The sequence below is a fragment of the Streptomyces virginiae genome (genome assembly GCF_041432505.1).
In the GTDB taxonomy this organism is placed as follows: domain Bacteria; phylum Actinomycetota; class Actinomycetes; order Streptomycetales; family Streptomycetaceae; genus Streptomyces; species Streptomyces virginiae_A.
This window is the reverse complement of sequence record NZ_CP107871.1, coordinates 1,381,776-1,397,542: the sequence shown is the minus strand read 5'-3', so window position 1 is coordinate 1,397,542 and position 15,767 is coordinate 1,381,776. Positions and strand designations below refer to the sequence as shown.

The window sequence follows — 15,767 nt, the reverse complement described above, 5'->3', positions numbered from 1 at the left end:
TGTCGAGCCGCCCCTCGATCCGCCCTGACCGTGCTCAGCCGAGGGCCCAGGCCACATCCCGGAGCAGGGCCTGGCGCCAGCCCGCACGGTCGTGGGCGGACGCCGACCGGGAGGTCCGCACGGTCGCTCCGGCCCGCTCGGTCAGGGACTCGACCAGCGCGCAGTGGGGCAGCATCCGCGTCTCGTGTTCCCCCACGTCGAAGGCGATCCGCAGGCCGGACAGGTCCGGGCGCTCCCGTAGCCGTGCGGCGACGGAGCCGCCGACCGGACCGCCCAACGGGTCCACCGCCTTCACGGCCTCGGGTGTCCACCACAGCGACGCCGACTGGCAGGCGACCCGGGACACCAGGTCGGGGAACTCCAGCGCCGCGTACACGGCGCTGAGCCCGCCGAGGCTCTGCCCCGCGACCACGAGACGGTCCCGGTCCGCGGGGACGCCGGACTCCGCGACCAGCGGAAGCAGTTCGTCCCGGACCGCCTCCCACAGTTCCGGCCGGCACCCGAACTCGGCCTCCCGGTCCCTCGTCGGCAGGAAGACGAGGGTGACGGGCGGCATCTCGCCGGCCGCGACGGCGGAGTCGAAGGCGGTCATCGCCGGGTGCAGATACAGCCAGTCGTCCCCGTCCAGCAGGAGCACCACCGGCCCGCCGCCGCCCGCCGGGTGGACCCGTACGGTCCGCCGCCCGCCGAGCCGCTCGCTCGCCCAGCGGATCCGGGCCCGCGGAAGGGGTAGTACCGCGTCGGCGCCGCCCGCGCCGGTGGCCCAGTGCGGCTGAGCCGGGGCGTCCGGGGTGGCGGCGACGGATCGGTCACCGCCCGCCCCGGCCGGGTTGAACGGGTCGGCGTACGCGGTCCCGTCCACCAGGAACCGGTAGGTCACCCGCAGCCGCGCGGGCATGCTGACCTCGGCGTACCAGCAGTCCGTGTCGTGCCAGCGGCGCAGCGGTACGTCCGGCGACCAGCTCTCGAAACCGATGCGGGCCGCCGAGCCCCGCCACAGGAACAGGGTCACCCAACCGCCCCCGTCGGCGGGCACCGACGCGGGAGCCCCCGCCGCCGCCCAGAACTTCTCGGAACCTGGTTCACCGGGCAGCCCGAATGCGGCGAAGGCGTGCTCCACGGGCATGAAGTCTCCTCGTGAGGGGCGTAGTTAGGTGAACCTAACTTTATCGTCCTTCCGCTGGTCCCGGACGGGAAACCGGGCTTCGCCACGGAAGTCCCCACCGGGGCTCGCCCCCGCGGGCACGGGGTCAGTCGCCCACCGGGGGTCTCCTGAGCAGGGGGATCACGGGCGTGCGGGCCGCCGGTACGCGTTCCAGGACACCGCCCGCGAAGACGTCGTAGAGCGGCAACGTCTCCAGGTGCACGTAGCCGATGTGGCAGTCGCAGGTGGTCAGCGGGCACGGACGGGGGCCGAGCGCGGTCCGGTAGGAGCCGTCGTACAGATTGCCCAGCTCGGCACGGACGAAATGGCAGCGGCGCACCGTGCCGTCACCGTCCACCGAGATCACCGACTCGCCCGTGCGGCACGGCAGTCCGGCCGAGCGGTGCGGGTGCCTGCTGTACGGGAACAGCGGGTCGAGGGCGGTCCACAGGTCGGCCTCGGCGTCACCGTACGTGTGGCCGTCGGCCGCGTTCACCCACAGGTAGACGTGGGAGGGCAGGTCGGCGCGCAGCCGACGGGCGTGCTCCAGATTCTCCGGGAGGCCCACGATGCCGACGCTGTGGCGGATGCCCCGGTCGGCGAGGTCGCGCAGCTTGGCCAGGAAGCGGTCGTACGGAGTCTGCCCCGGATGGTAGGTGCACCATAGGGCGAGCGTGGCGGGGTCGGCCTCCGCGAGCCAGTCCGTGCGGCAACTCAGGTTGGTCTGGATGGCGACGCGCTCGACGTGGGGCCGGTGCGAGAGGTCGACGAGGGCGCGGCGGTACCAGGAGCGGACGAGCCCCTCGCCCCACGGGGTGAACAGCAGCGAGAGCCGGTCCTCCCCGGCCCGGGAGTTCGCCCAGCCGGTGAACCGTTCGAGGGCGGCCCGGTCGGCGCGCAGCTGGGCGGTGGTGTCGCGCCGCTTGGCGAAGGGACAGTACGGACAGTCGTAGTCGCAGGAGGAGAGCGGGCCGCGGTAGAGCAGGGTCAGGTCCACGGCGGCTACTTGGCCTCGTAGGCGGCCATCGCGGCCCGTACGGCCGGTGAGAACAGCTCGGGGCCGAGCGCGTCGGAGTGCGCGAGGCCCTCGGGGGACAGGCGCAGCAGCGGGCCCTCGCCGCCTTCGTCGAGCCAGCCGCGGGCGGCGAACGCGGCCAGTTCGGTGGGGAAGTCCTCGTGCGGGTCGGCGCCGAACCGCTCCCGGTAGTCGGCGACCGGCATGCCCTGCGCCTGGAGCAGCGACTGCAGGAGGTGGCGGCGGCGCGCCTCGTCACCGTTGGTGGGTCGGCCGTGGACGGCGCGGGTGAAGTCGTCGGTTGCGGTGTAGTCGTCGATGATCCCGCGGATCTCGCCCATGTCGACGGCGTAGTCGAACGAGTAGTGCAGCGCGGAGGTGTAGGAACGGGCCCCGCAGCCCAGGCCGATCATGCCGTCGGTCTGGCAGGCGTGGTCGTCCGGGCCCTGGGGCGCCGTACCGGCCAGCCGGAACATGCGCATCGACACCTGCTCGTAGCCGTGCGCGAGGAGGTGGTCCCGGCCCTGCCGGTAGAGGTTCAGGCGCTGCTCGTCCCAGGCCCGGTCGGTCAGGGCGGTGCGCCGGGCGAGCCCGGTGAGGGGGCGCACGTACAGCGGGTACAGGTACAGCTCCTCGGGGCGCCAGGCCAGGGCGGCGTCCAAGGAGGTGCGCCAGGTGGCGGGCGTCTGGCCGTCGATGCCGTAGATGAGGTCGATGTTGAGGACCGGCACGCGGGCGTCGCGGATACGGCCGAGCGCCGCCTCGACATCGGCGCGGCGCTGCGGGCGTACGGCGGCCCGGGCCTCGTCGGGGAGGAAGCTCTGGACGCCGATGCTGACACGGGTCGCGCCGCGCTCGGCCAGGACGGCGAGCCGGTCGGCGGTGGCGGTCGCGGGGGAGGTCTCGACGGACAGCGGGACGGCGCGCAGATCGGCGCCCATGTGCCGCTCGGCGATGTCGCAGAGCCGTTCCAGTTCGAGCGCCGTCAGGAAGGTCGGCGTCCCGCCGCCGAAGGCCGCGTTGGCGAAGGAGACCGGCCCGTCGTCGCCGAGGGCCTCGCGGACGGCCAAGGCCTGGCGCTCCAGGGCGTCGAGGTAGCGGCCGGTGAGCCCGTCGGGGGCGCCGATCCGGGTGAAGAGGTTGCAGAAGCCGCAGCGGATCTCGCAGAAGGGTATGTGGAGGTAGAGCGAGAGGGCGTCCTTGCGTTCGCCGTGCCACAGGTCGCGCAGCGCCGGCCGGTCGGGCAGGGGGCGGTAGGCGGTCTTGTGGGGGTAGGCGTACACGTAGGCGTGGTACGGGCGGAGCTCGGGCGGTGCGGCGGCCGGGATCGGGGCGGGCACGGCGGCGGGCGCGAGGGCGGTCATGCGGACGGCTCCAGGAAGAAGTGGGCGTACGGCACGGTCCAGACGGCCTGGTGGGCGAGGCGATGGCCGGTGTAGCCGTCGTCGCCGTACGTGGTGCCGTGGTCGGAGCAGACGATGGCGAAGCAGCGGCGGCGGGAGCTCATGGCGGTGAGGAGCCGACCGATGTGCCGGTCGATGTATTCGAGGGCGGCGGCGTGCGTGGCGCGCGTGTCACCGGCTTCGGCGGTGGCGCCGGGAAGGTGGAACCAGTTGGGCTGGTGCAGCGCGGAGGCGTTGACGAAGAGGAACAGGCGCTGCTGGGCGGGGAGCGCGGCGACGACCTGTTCGGCCCGCTCGACCTGGGCTTCGAAGGAGGTGGGCGACGCGACGCCGAACGCCGGCTCCCAGTGGCTCTCCTGGAACATGCCGGGCAGGACGTCGCCCAGCGCACCCTGCTTGTTGAAGAAGCCGACGCCGCCCACGCACACCGTGCGGTACCCGGCCGCGGCCAGGCCGGACACCAGGTCGGGGGTGTCGAAGACGTACGTGCGGCCGGCGGTGGTCTCGCTGCCGGCGAACCGGGCGGCGAACAGCCGCGGGTGCGGACCGGGCCGGGCCGGGGTGGGCAGGAAACCGGCGAACATCGCCTGATGGGAGGCGTAGGTGAAGCTGCCGGGGGCGTGCCGTTCCTCCCAGACGCCTCCGGGCAGGTGTCGGGCCAGGTTCGGAATGCGCCCGGCGGCGGCCAGTTCGACGGCGACGTCGTGGCGCAGGGTGTCCAGGGTGAGCAGGAGCAGGTCGTCGCGGCCGACGACCTCGTTCATGTCGGGGAGCGGGGGCGCTGGGGTCTCAGGCGGGTGCACGGTGGTTCCTCGTGGGGTGGTGCTGTACGTGTCTTCGGATGGCGGCGGCCACTTGCGCGGCGTAGGTGTCCTGGCCCTCGGCGCCGCTGCCGGGCAGTCCGGTCAGGCCCGGCAGGAGATCGCCGAAGGCATTGACCTCGGCGACGGCGAACCGGCGCCAGCCGACGGCGGGCAGCAGGTCGACACCGACGCACAGGGTGCCGGGGAAGCAGGCCGCGGCGCGCTCGCAGGTCCGCAGGGCCTCGGCCCAGGCGGGGCCCGCCGCCCGGACCGCGGCGGCGAGGTCGCCCCGCCGGCCGCCGAGATGGAGGTTGGTCATGGGGGTCCGGCTGGTCCGCACCACGGCGTGGGTGGCCCGTCCGGCCACGACGACCACGCGCAGATCGGCCGCCCCGTCGCCGAGGGAGGCCTTGGGCCACCAGCGCTCGACGTGGAGTCCGTCGGGGGCGAGGGCGTCGACCAGCGCGGCGACCTCCGGCTCGCGGGTCAGGCGCCGTACCCGCAGGGAGTTGTGCAGCCGGCCGTCCTGCGCGCTCTCCACGGACGTGGTGGCCCGGATCCGGCCGCCGCCGGCCGTCTCGACGGCGACGACACCCGAGGCCGAGGACCCGTGGGCGGGCTTCAGGAACATCCGCGGCATGCCGTGCGCGGCCATCAGGGCCCGTACGTCGTCCCAGCCGCGCACCGGAGCGCCGGCGCCGGAGGTCGGCGAGCGCGGAACGGGGACCCCGGCGCGGGCGAGGGCCTCGTGGCAGAGCCGCTTGTCGAAGAGGACGGCCAACTCGTCGGCGTCGTCGAGACGCAGGCCGCCGGTCAGCGTGCGGACGGCCGCCGTGAAGGCGGCGTACCAACGGGCCCCGCCCTCCACCCGGGTCGGGTCGCCGGCGCCGCGCAGGAGCCGGTCCACCTCCGCGTTCTCCCCGGGCGACTCGATCCGTACGATCTCGTCGGCGGCGAAGGCCGCGCCGCCGCCGCGCAGGACGTCCGTCCAGGGCACGACCCGCGGCGCGGGCAGCCCGGCCTCGCGCAGCGCCCCGGAGAACAGGGCGACGCGCCGGTTCTCCGGATTGCCGACGACCGCCCAGCGCGGCGGTGGTGCGTGGTACGTCATGGCCCGCGACGCGCTACTCGCCGACGGCGACGTAGCGCCAGACGCGGCCGTCGTCCTCGTCCTCGTCGGCATGGCCGCGGTCCAGGTCGAGGGTGACGCCGGCGCCGCCGAGAACCTCCTGGAGGCGCTCGCGCAGCGGCGCGCCGAGGTAGTTGTGGTGCAGGTCCAGCTTCTTGAGATGCGTCAGGGGCTGGCCCCCGAGCAGGGCGGCGCCGCCCTGCTCGGTGAGGACGCCCATGGACAGGTCGAGGGTCTCCAGGCGGGCGACGACCGGAGCGGACGCGACGGCCGTGGCGATCTCGTCCTGGATGTCGCTGTTGCGCAGGCCCAGGTGGCGCAGGCGCGGCAGGCGGTCGCCGTCGAGGACCGGCGCCACGTCGGTGATCGCCGCGTCCCCGCCGTACCCGCTCGTGCCGAGCCACAGGTCGAGGTGCTCCAGAGCGGGCAGGTCACTGGCGGCCACGCCGCGCACCGCCTCGGCGGGCATGCCGCCGGTCTCCACGGTCAGCGCGCGCAGCTTGTGGTGCGTGACGGCGGGGAAGGCCAGCCCGGAGCCGCCGCGCACGCCGAACTCCTCCAGCTCCGGGAAGCCGTCGAGCAGCGGACCGACGTCGCTCTGGTTGATCCACGAGATCTCGCACTGCTCGGACTCCATGTCCCCGAGGAACAGGCCCCGCAGTGCGGGCAGGCGCGGGCGTGCGTCGAGGAGGGCGCCGATGATCTCCTCGGGCCCGGTCTCGTAGGCGTCCTCCCAGGAGCCGACCACGATCGCGCGGACCAGGGTGGTGTCGACCGCGGCGGTGAACCGGGCGAACGCCTCGGTCCAGCTCTCCTCGCTGTCGTAGCTGTCGCAGGAGATCCGCCACGCGACGGCGTCCGCCGCGGGCAGGGGGGTCGTGTCCGCGTCCTCCGGGGTCGGGAAGTCGAAGACGGGCAGCCCGCACGATTCCTTCAGGTGTCTCGGGTAACTCATGGGGTGCCCGCCGTTCCTCGCCTGTCGCGTCCGATGTGCTGCAAGTTGTACCAAGGGGCACCGACAGAGGCCGAGGCAGGGGCCGGTGCACCGGGGCGCGGGTCCGGTGCGGGTCCGGTGCGGGCGGCCGGGGGCCGTTGTCAGACCGGCCCCCTACCTTCGGAGAAGAACGCGGCGCACCGGGCGGCGCGGGGGAAGGGGACACCCATGTACCGGCAGGGGGACGTGCTCATCGTGCCGCTCGACGAGTCGGCGGTACCGCCGCACGCGGCCGACGCGGACCAGGAGCCGCGGGACGCGCGGGGCCGGATGGTCCTCGCGCTCGGCGAGGTCACCGGACACGCGCACGCCGTGCTCGGGCCGGGCCGGCTCGTCCGCGAACCGGGAGTCTTCGGCCCGCTGCTGCTGCACCTGCCGGACGGCGGGCGGGTGGTGCACGAGGAGCACGCCGCGATACCGCTGCCCAAGGGCTGGTACCGGGTCGTGCGTCAGCGGGAGTACATCCCCGGAGCGGTACGGATCGTGGCGGACTGACAGCGTGTCGGACAGTGGGGGGATCGGGATCGTGTCGAGGGACAGCGACGTGACGGACATCGACGTGTGGAGGGCCGCCGCGGCGGCCACCGGGCCGGCCGATCGCGTGGCCGCCGAGGCCGGGGTGCGCCTCGCGTACCGGGCCGCGGGCCTGGCGGAGCCGGAGCGGATCGTCTGGGCGGACTCGCCCCGGGCCGCGGTGGCTCTGCTCGGCGCGGACGACGGGCCGTACGGGCCGGCCGCGCGCGGGCGCGGCGTACGGGAGTCGGTGCGCACCGCGCCGTGGGCGGCCGAGCGGGACCGGGCGCAGCGGCGGCTCGGCCCGCAGGGCTGGGGCCGACACTGGGGAGCGACGGGCGGCCGCCTGTGGGAGCACACGGAACGCCTGGCGGAGCGCGTCCGCGGCGGTCTCGTCGAGGAGTTGACCGCCGGATCCGCCGCCCCCGCGGCCGCGGAGCGCTCGCTGCGCCTGCTGCTCCTGGACGCGGTGCTCGGGCAGCACGACGCGGCCTGGCTGTGCGCCTTCGACACACGGGAGGGCACGCCCCTGCACGGACTGGGCGTCCTCGCCCGTTCGGCCGGCTGGTGGTGGCCCTACGAACGGCTGGCCGTGCTGTGCGAGCGCCCGGTGGAGCTGCACCGCGACGAGGCGGGCAGGCTGGACCGTGGGGACGGCCCGGCCCTGGCGTTCCCCGACGGGTTCGCGCTGCACGCCTGGCGGGGCATGCCCGTTCCGGCCGAATTCCTGGCGGGCCTGGGGACGTTGACGCCGGAGCTGATCCGGGCCGAGGAGAATGCCGAACTGCGCCGGGTGATGCTGGAGTTCTACGGGTACGACCGCTATCTGCGGGAGTCGGGGGCGACTCCCGTGCACCAGGACGAGACGGGTGTCCTGTGGCGCATACCCATGCCGGACGACGAGGCCGTCGTGATGGTGGAGGTCGTCAACTCGACACCGGAGCCGGACGGTACCAGCCGCACCTACTGGCTGCGGGTGCCGCCGACGACCCGGACGGCCCGCGAAGGCGTGGCCTGGACCTTCGGCCTCGGGGCCGAGGCGTACGCACCGCTTCGGCAGACGTGAAGCAGCCCGGGTTCAAGGCCGCGTGAGGTCGACGAAGGGTCGTTCGCCCGGGGACACGAGCCGGGACAGGAACATGCCGATGCCCGCCGAGCCGGTCGCGTAGTCGTGGGCGATCCGGTTGAGCCAGCGGCCGGGGAACGCGATGCCGTCCTCGTTCTCGACCCGGAACCACAGGACGGTCTCGGCGATGTCGCGCGCCCTGTCCCGGTACTCCCGCTCGCCGGTGACGGAGTACATGTCCAGCATGAACTCCCCGATCCCGGCCAAGCCCTCGAAGAGGCCCGGGCTGTAGGTGTACTTGACGAAGGTGTCGTCCGCGACGCGTCGGGCGAGGTCGCCGTACCGCTCGATGCCGAGGAGGTCGTGGAAGCGGATCAGCACGCTGCCGACGCCGGCGCCGCCGTGGATCCAGTACGGGTACTGGACGGGGTCGTCCTGTACCCGCTGCCACTGCATGCCGAGGCCGCTCTCGCTCGCGTGGGCCAGATCGAACTCCAGGGCGCGGACGGCGCACGACCGGAAGCGGGCGTCGCCGGTCAGCAGGTGCAGGTGGAGGAGGAAGAGGGCGATGCCGCTCGCCCCGTGCCCGTATCCGTAGTGGACGCTCGCGTCGTGGGCGGACCGCCAGTAGCAGGTGTCGCCCTCGTGCTGCGCGGTCCTGAGCAGGTCTTCGCCCGCCTGCACGGCGCGGTCGAGGTAGAGCTGCTTCCCGGTCCGCGCGTGGAAGCGCAAGGAGGCCAGACCCCACCCGGCGACGCCGAGGAACATGCCCGGTTCGTCGTACAGCAGCGGCGATGCGTAGAGCATCGCCATCGCGGCCTCGGCCCTGTCCTCCCAGCCGAGATCGTGGAAGGCCCAGGCGATGCCGGCCAGCCCGACGTACAGCCCGGGTGGGTAGGTGTCCGTCCCGAGGGGCTGCCCCAGCATCCAGGAGGCCACCTCGGCGGGCAGGCCGGCCGCGGGCCCCTGGGTGCTCGTCACCGTACGGAGCAACAGGGCCGGCCCGCAGGCGCCGTAGGCCACGCTGAGCGGGTTCGTCGTGAACACCGTGTAGTCGGCGGGCCAGAGCCGGTCGGTGCGGCGGCCGTCGTAGGTGCGGAGCAGGGTGTCGGCGATGCCGCCGAGGGTGCGCCGTACCTCCGCGTCCGGGTGGGCCGGTACGCCCCCTTCGGCGGCGAGGGTGTCACTCGTCAGGGGTGTCATGACGTCACCCGTCCTCCCAGTCGGCGAGCACGGATCGCGCCTCGTCCACCCGGCCGGCGATCAGGCCGGACACGACGGACCTCACCTGGGCGGGAACGCCCAGGGCGACGAGCTCGTCGAGGAAGAGGTCCTGCGCACGGGGGTTGAGGGCGAAGAACGCGGTGGCGGGTACGACGCCGCTGTAGAGGAGCATGGCCGCGGCGTACCAGTCGTCGCAGGGCAGGAGCCTGTCGCGGGAGGCACGGTCGGGGTGGAGGAATCCGGGGGTGCCCCAACGGGTGCCGTAGGTCAGCAGCGCCGCGTCGTCGTCCTCGTGGACCGCGCTCTCGAAGTCGATGAACCACATCCGGAGGGTCTCGGAGTCGATGAGGATGTTGTTCGGCGACAGGTCGCCGAGGACCACTCCGCGCGCGTGCACCTCCTCGATCATCCCGATCAGCCGGCCGGCGATCTCCCGGAATCGGGGGACGAATCGTTCCACGCGCCCCTCCCGCCGGATGTACGGCGCGAGGATGACGTCGTCCCGGGACCAGAAGTCGTGGAACGCGATGCCTTCCACCCGTTCCTCGACCAGGAACGTGTGCTCCCACTCCTGGAAGAGGTCGACCGGCCGCGGCACGAACTCCAGGCCGTCCAGCCGGCGCAGCACCTCGTACTCGTGGCGCAGCATGTCGACCGAGTCGACCGTGTGCTCGCCGGTCGTCCAGCAGTTGGTGAGGCGCCGGGCCTCCTTCACGACGACGGGCTCGCGGGTGACGTCGTCCGTGCCGTGGTAGACGCCGCCGGCGTTGGAGAAGGTCAGGGCGCCCTCGATGCGGTAGCGGCCGTTCAGGATGGTGGCGGCGGCCGTTTCCTCGGCGGGGTGCGCCGTGGCGTCCTCGGCCGGTTCTTCGGCGAACGGGTCGCGGACCCAGGGCGGCAGCCGGAAGTACGGCAGCCGCTCGTCGGCGACGTACGCGCCGTCGGGGGAGACCAGGAACGTGCTCCGTGTGCCGTCGACGTTGAGTCGCCGCGGTGGTTGGAAGCCCCCGTACCGGTAGAAGAGGACCTTGCTGTCCCGGTAACGGCGGTCCGACAGGATGTACGGGCCCTCGACCGCCTCGTGGGCCGTTCGCCGGTGCAGGGTCTCGATCAGTTCGACGAAGACGTCCTCGTCGGGGGGATAGATCGTCATGAACTTCCCCGCGAAGCCGCGTTCCTGGGTCTTCGAGTTGATCACGCCCAGCATCACCGGGTCGGCGGCGGCCTTGAACTCGACGCCCCTCGCCACGCATACCGGCACGACGAGGTCGAACAGTCGCGTGGTGTGCGCGGGGGCGGAGGAGACGTGGATCTTGAAGCCTTGGGTGGGCGGCGGGGTCGCCCGCAGAGAACCGCCCGTCTCGCCCGTCTCGCGCGCCGCGCCCGCGGCGTCCGCCGCCATCCGGGCGTGCAGCCACACGTCACCGCGCTCCAGGGCCCAGCCGTCCGGCAGGAGTCGCCGCAGGGCGTCGCGGTACTGAGGGGTGATGGCTCGGCGGGACAGTGGCTCGTAGTGACGGTTGTCGACGAGACCGAAGAGGTGGTGGGCGGCCAGGGCCGCCTGTCGCTCCACGGGTGCTCATCCGCCGGGGCGGCGACGGCGGCCCCGGCGGATGTGCTGTCCTTCCGTCTCCGGAATCACATCTGCACCGTTCCGCCGCCACCGCCGCCGCAGGCCACGCTGTAGGTGCTGCAGCCGACCGATTGGGTGCTGTGGAAGCCGGCGATCGCGGCGTCCGGGCCCCGGTCGGTCCGCAGCTCCTGCAGTCCCAGGACGCGATCGACGTCGGCGACGGCCTGTTCCAGGTTCGCCCTCGCCTTCGTCGCTCCGGGTGAGGCGGTCTTCGTCCTGCCCTGCTTGGCCATGAGCTCCTCCTCTGTCCGTTCGGAAGCGTGCTGCCAGGTAAACGGCATCCCCGAGGCGCTGCCCGCGGGCGGACCCGCCCCACCCCGGGCGCACCCACCCGTCGGCGAACCCGACCTGCGCAAACACCCGCCCCGCCGCGCCACGGGCGACGTACGCCGAACGGGTGAGTCCCTGACGTCCACCGCCCCGGGCCGCCCGGCGTGCAGGCGACACCAAAAATCTGCGCCACATGTCCGCATTTGGGGTGTTTTCAGGAGTGAACCAGAACACTCTCCGCAAGGCATTGCGCATGGGTTCCGGGAGTCGGGGCAGGCGGCCGGATCAAGTCGGTCTGACCGACAGGGGGACTCAAAGGAACGAAAGGCAATACGTACCGTGACGGCAGCACAGCAGACCATCCACGTGGGCGGAGAGTGGCGCGCAGCCCTGTCCGGGGCCACGCGCGAGATCATCGACCCCGTCGACGCGACCCCCTTCGAGATCGTGGCGGAGGGCGGCGTCCTGGACACCGACGACGCCGTGGCCGCGGCGCGGGCCGCCTTCGACGCCGGTGCCTGGCCGCGTACGCCCGTCGCCGAGCGGGCCGCCCTGCTGCGCCGGGTCGCCGATCTGCTGGAGCGCGACCGGGAGCGGATCGGCGCCTTGGAGAGCCAGGACGCGGGCAAGACCCTGGAAGAGGGCCGCGTCGACGTCGACTGCGTCCGCGACGCCTTCCGCTACTTCGCCGACCTCGTGGAGAAGGAGGACGGCGGGCGGATCGTCGACGCCGGTTCGGCCGAGATCCGCAGTGTCGTCGTGCACGAGCCGGTCGGGGTCTGCGCGCTGATCACGCCGTGGAACTACCCGCTGCTCCAGGCGAGCTGGAAGATCGCTCCCGCCCTCGCGGCCGGCAACACCTTCGTGATCAAGCCCAGTGAGATCACCCCGCTGACCACCGTCGTGCTGATCGAGCTGTTGCTGGAGGCCGGACTCCCGCTCGGTGCGGCCAACATCGTCACCGGTCCCGGCGACACGGTCGGCGCCCGGCTCGCCGCGCACCCCGACGTCGACCTCGTCTCCTTCACGGGCGGTCTCCTCAGCGGCACCAAGGTCGCCCGGGCCGCCGCCGACAGCGTGAAGAAGGTCGCTCTCGAACTGGGCGGCAAGAACCCCAACGTCGTCTTCGCCGACGCGTGCTCGACGCCCGAGGGCTTCGACACCGCCGTCGACCAGGCACTGAACGCCGCCTTCATCCACAGCGGCCAGGTCTGCTCCGCCGGCTCCCGCCTCATCATCGAGGAACCGCTGCGCGACCGGTTCGTCGCCGAGCTCGCCCGCCGGGCCGAACTGATCCGACTGGGACGCGGAACCGACCAGGGCGTCGAGTGCGGTCCGCTGGTCTCCGCGGCCCAGCTGGCACGGACCGAGGCGTACGTGGCCTCCGCCCTCGCCGAGGGCGCGGTGCTGCGCGCGGGCGGCGGCAGGCCGGCCGGTCCCGGCTACTTCTTCCGGCCCACGGTCCTCGACCGCTGCCACCGCGGTATGCGCGTGGTCCGCGAGGAGGTCTTCGGCCCCGTCCTCACCGTCGAGACCTTCCGCACCGAGGAGGAGGCCGTCGCCCTCGCCAACGACACCGAGTACGGCCTCGCCGGAGCGGTCTGGACCTCCGACGAACACCGGGCCCGGCGGGTCGCCGGCCTGCTGAGGCACGGCACGGTCTGGATCAACGACTTCCACCCCTACCTCCCGCAGGCGGAGTGGGGCGGCTTCGGGAAGTCCGGCATCGGCCGCGAACTGGGCCCCGGCGGCTTCGCCGAATACCGCGAGGCCAAGCACATCTACCAGAACCTCGCCCCGCGCCCCGTGCGCTGGTTCGCGGGCGCGACGGCGAAGGGCTGAACATGAACGACCAGCACGTGAACGACCAGCACATGAACGACCCGAACACGAACGACCCGCACCTGTACGACTACGTCGTCGTCGGCGGCGGCACCGCCGGATCCGTCATCGCCTCCCGGCTGACCGAGGACCCGGACATCAGCGTCGCCGTCATCGAGGGCGGCCCCAGCGACGTCGGCCGCGACGACGTCCTCACCCTGCGCCGCTGGATGGGCCTGCTCGGCGGTGAGCTCGACTACGACTACCCCACCACCGAACAGCCCCGCGGCAACTCGCACATCCGCCACAGCCGCGCCCGGGTGCTGGGCGGCTGTTCCTCGCACAACACCCTCATCGCCTTCAAGCCCCTTCCCTCCGACTGGGACGAGTGGGCCGAGGCCGGTGCCGACGGGTGGGACGCGGCGGCCATGGATCCCTACTTCGCCCGGCTGCGGAACAACATCGTCCCCGTCGGCGAGGCGGACCGGAACGCCATCGCCCGGGACTTCGTCGACGCGGCGCAGACCGCACTCGGTGTGCCGCGGATCGAGGGCTTCAACAAGCGCCCCTTCGACGAAGGCGTCGGCTTCTTCGACCTCGCCTACCACCCGGAGAACAACAAGCGATCCTCCGCCTCCGTCGCCTATCTGCACCCGTTCCTGGACCGGCCGAACCTGCACATCGCCCTGGAGACCTGGGCGTTCCGGCTGGAACTGGACGGCACCCGCGCCACCGGCGTGCACATCCGTACCAAGGAGGGCGCGGAGCACGTCGTACGCGCCCGGCGCGAGGTCCTGGTGTGCGCCGGGGCCGTGGACACCCCCCGCCTGCTGCTGCACTCCGGCATCGGGCCGCGCGCCGACCTGGAGAAGCTCGGCATCCCCGTCGTGCACGACCTGCCGGGAGTCGGCGAGAACCTGCTCGACCACCCCGAGTCGGTCATCGTGTGGGAGACGCACGGGCCGATCCCGGAGAACTCCGCGATGGACTCCGACGCCGGACTGTTCGTCCGCCGGGACCCGCGGGCCGAGGGCCCGGACCTGATGTTCCACTTCTACCAGATCCCCTTCACCGACAATCCGGAGCGCCTGGGCTACGAACGGCCCGCGCACGGCGTGTCGATGACCCCGAACATCCCCAAGCCGCGCAGCCGCGGCCGGCTCTACCTGACGAGCGCCGACCCCGAGGTCAAGCCCGCGCTCGACTTCCGGTACTTCACCGACGAGGACGACTACGACGGCCGGACCCTCGTCGACGGCATCCGCATCGCCCGACAGATCGCGGCGAGCGAACCGCTGGCCGGCTGGCTCAAGCGCGAGGTGTGCCCGGGCCCCGAGGTGACCTCCGACGAGGAACTCGGCGCGTACGCCCGCCAGGTCGCGCACACCGTCTACCACCCGGCCGGCACCTGCCGCATGGGGGCCGACGACGACGAACTCGCCGTCGTCGCACCCGACCTGAAGATCCGGGGCCTCGACGGCATCCGGATAGCCGACGCGTCCGTATTCCCCACCATGACCGCCGTGAACCCCATGATCGGCGTGTTCATGGTCGGCGAGAAGTGCGCCGACCTGCTGGGAGGAACCACCCGATGAACCAGCCCACGATCCCCCTGACGAAAACGCCGGACACGGCCGCGGAGGCCGTCTTCTCCGTACGCGACCTGTGGAAGGTCTTCGGCCCGAAGGCGGACCGGGTGCCCGCCGACCAGGAGCTCGGGGCGCTCGACGCCACCGAGCTGCGCGAACGTACCGGCTGCACCGCCGCCGTCCGCGATGTCTCCTTCGACGTCCGCAAGGGCGAGGTCTTCGTCGTCATGGGCCTGTCGGGCTCCGGCAAGTCGACGCTCGTACGCTGCCTCACCCGGCTCATCGAACCGACCTCGGGCACGATCTCCATCGACGGCGAGGACGTGCTGTCCATGGACACCGGCCGGCTCCGCGAGCTGCGCCGCCACCGGGCGGCCATGGTCTTCCAGCACTTCGGACTGCTCCCGCACCGGACGGTGCTCGACAACATCGCCTACGGGCTGGAGATCCAGGGCGTGGGACGCGGCGAACGGCGCGAACGCGCGGCCGAGTTCGTCGCCAAGGTCGGCCTGGACGGCATGGAGCACCGCAGGCCGAGCCAGCTGTCCGGCGGCCAGCAGCAACGCGTAGGACTGGCCCGCGCACTCGCCGTCGACCCCGAAGTCCTGCTGTTCGACGAGCCGTTCAGCGCGCTCGACCCGCTCATCCGCCGGGACATGCAGGAAGAGGTCGTACGCCTGCACCGGGAGGAGGGACGCACGATGGTCTTCATCACCCACGACCTGAACGAGGCGCTGAAGCTCGGCGACCGCATCGCGCTCATGCGCGACGGCCGGATCGTGCAGCTCGGCACGCCCGAGGAGATCGTCGGCGCCCCCGCCGACGACTACGTCCGGGACTTCGTCCGCGACGTGCCCCGCGAGCAGGTGCTGACCGTCCGTTCGGCGATGCGCCCCGCGCTCGGCGACGAGGCGCGGGCCGCGGGCCCCGCGCTCGCCCCGAGCGCCACCGTCCACGAGGCCATCGAGGCCGTCGCCCGGACCGGCGAGAACGCGCGGATCGTCGAGGACGGCAGGTGCCTCGGCGTGGTCGACCACGCGGGACTCCTCGGTGTCGTCGCCGGGGTCCCGGCCACGACCGGGAAGGCGGTGGCCTGATGTACGACCATACGACCTGGCCGCCGCCGTGCGGCACGACCGGCGCCCCCGCCCCCGCGGCCGCGC

The 15,767-nt window shown here is 72.9% G+C and carries 14 protein-coding genes; 5 read left to right on the top strand and 9 right to left on the bottom strand.

The features are described from left to right. Nucleotides 1–34: 34 nt before the first annotated feature. The 6 genes from OG624_RS06575 to OG624_RS06550 form a co-directional block, all read right to left on the bottom strand. On the bottom strand, nucleotides 35–1,126 hold the full coding sequence (locus tag OG624_RS06575) for an alpha/beta fold hydrolase (RefSeq protein ID WP_033225508.1): 1,092 nt from the start codon (nucleotides 1,124–1,126) through the stop codon (nucleotides 35–37). 124 nt (nucleotides 1,127–1,250) lie between these two features. Then, nucleotides 1,251–2,141 (bottom strand): STM4011 family radical SAM protein, encoded by an 891-nt coding sequence (locus tag OG624_RS06570; protein ID WP_033225507.1) that lies wholly within the window; start codon nucleotides 2,139–2,141, stop codon nucleotides 1,251–1,253. Nucleotides 2,142–2,146: 5 nt separating this feature from the next. Next, nucleotides 2,147–3,523, bottom strand: a complete 1,377-nt coding sequence (locus OG624_RS06565) for an STM4012 family radical SAM protein (protein ID WP_051763827.1) — start codon at nucleotides 3,521–3,523, stop codon at nucleotides 2,147–2,149. Then, the gene (locus OG624_RS06560; protein ID WP_033225506.1) at nucleotides 3,520–4,326 is read right to left on the bottom strand and encodes an STM4013/SEN3800 family hydrolase; all 807 of its coding nucleotides are present in this window, start codon (nucleotides 4,324–4,326) and stop codon (nucleotides 3,520–3,522) included. The genes OG624_RS06565 and OG624_RS06560 overlap by 4 nt, the downstream gene beginning before the upstream one ends. A gap of 25 nt (nucleotides 4,327–4,351) precedes the next feature. Continuing rightward, nucleotides 4,352–5,476, bottom strand: a complete 1,125-nt coding sequence (locus OG624_RS06555) for an STM4014 family protein (RefSeq protein WP_371587357.1) — start codon at nucleotides 5,474–5,476, stop codon at nucleotides 4,352–4,354. A 13-nt stretch (nucleotides 5,477–5,489) separates the two neighbouring features. After that, nucleotides 5,490–6,449, bottom strand: coding sequence for an STM4015 family protein (locus OG624_RS06550; protein ID WP_371587356.1), 960 nt, complete (start codon nucleotides 6,447–6,449; stop codon nucleotides 5,490–5,492). A gap of 207 nt (nucleotides 6,450–6,656) precedes the next feature. Between OG624_RS06550 and OG624_RS06545 the strand changes: the two genes are divergently transcribed. Next, nucleotides 6,657–6,983, top strand: coding sequence for a hypothetical protein (locus OG624_RS06545; RefSeq protein WP_030719436.1), 327 nt, complete (start codon nucleotides 6,657–6,659; stop codon nucleotides 6,981–6,983). Between the two features lie 49 nt (nucleotides 6,984–7,032). Then, complete coding sequence (locus tag OG624_RS06540; RefSeq protein ID WP_033225502.1) at nucleotides 7,033–8,067, top strand: DUF6745 domain-containing protein; 1,035 nt, start codon at nucleotides 7,033–7,035, stop codon at nucleotides 8,065–8,067. Between the two features lie 12 nt (nucleotides 8,068–8,079). Here OG624_RS06540 and OG624_RS06535 read toward each other — a convergent pair whose 3' ends face one another. From OG624_RS06535 to OG624_RS06525, 3 genes are all read right to left on the bottom strand, one after another. After that, complete coding sequence (locus tag OG624_RS06535) at nucleotides 8,080–9,270, bottom strand: lanthionine synthetase C family protein (protein ID WP_033225501.1); 1,191 nt, start codon at nucleotides 9,268–9,270, stop codon at nucleotides 8,080–8,082. A gap of 4 nt (nucleotides 9,271–9,274) precedes the next feature. Next, nucleotides 9,275–10,864, bottom strand: a complete 1,590-nt coding sequence (locus tag OG624_RS06530; RefSeq protein ID WP_033225500.1) for a protein kinase domain-containing protein — start codon at nucleotides 10,862–10,864, stop codon at nucleotides 9,275–9,277. Between the two features lie 65 nt (nucleotides 10,865–10,929). After that, nucleotides 10,930–11,157, bottom strand: a complete 228-nt coding sequence (locus OG624_RS06525; protein ID WP_051763826.1) for a hypothetical protein — start codon at nucleotides 11,155–11,157, stop codon at nucleotides 10,930–10,932. A gap of 376 nt (nucleotides 11,158–11,533) precedes the next feature. Between OG624_RS06525 and OG624_RS06520 the strand changes: the two genes are divergently transcribed. Genes OG624_RS06520 through OG624_RS06510 form a run of 3 tightly spaced genes read left to right on the top strand, consistent with a single transcriptional unit; the run spans nucleotide 11,534 to nucleotide 15,701 of the window. Next, nucleotides 11,534–13,036: an aldehyde dehydrogenase family protein gene (locus OG624_RS06520; protein ID WP_352163230.1), complete on the top strand. Its 1,503-nt coding sequence runs from the start codon at nucleotides 11,534–11,536 to the stop codon at nucleotides 13,034–13,036. Between the two features lie 32 nt (nucleotides 13,037–13,068). Further along, nucleotides 13,069–14,610 (top strand): GMC family oxidoreductase, encoded by a 1,542-nt coding sequence (locus OG624_RS06515; protein ID WP_371640842.1) that lies wholly within the window; start codon nucleotides 13,069–13,071, stop codon nucleotides 14,608–14,610. Beyond that, a complete protein-coding gene (locus OG624_RS06510; RefSeq protein ID WP_326747523.1) occupies nucleotides 14,607–15,701 on the top strand; it encodes a quaternary amine ABC transporter ATP-binding protein in 1,095 nt (364 codons plus the stop codon). The genes OG624_RS06515 and OG624_RS06510 overlap by 4 nt, the downstream gene beginning before the upstream one ends. The last annotated feature ends 66 nt before the right edge of the window (nucleotides 15,702–15,767 follow it).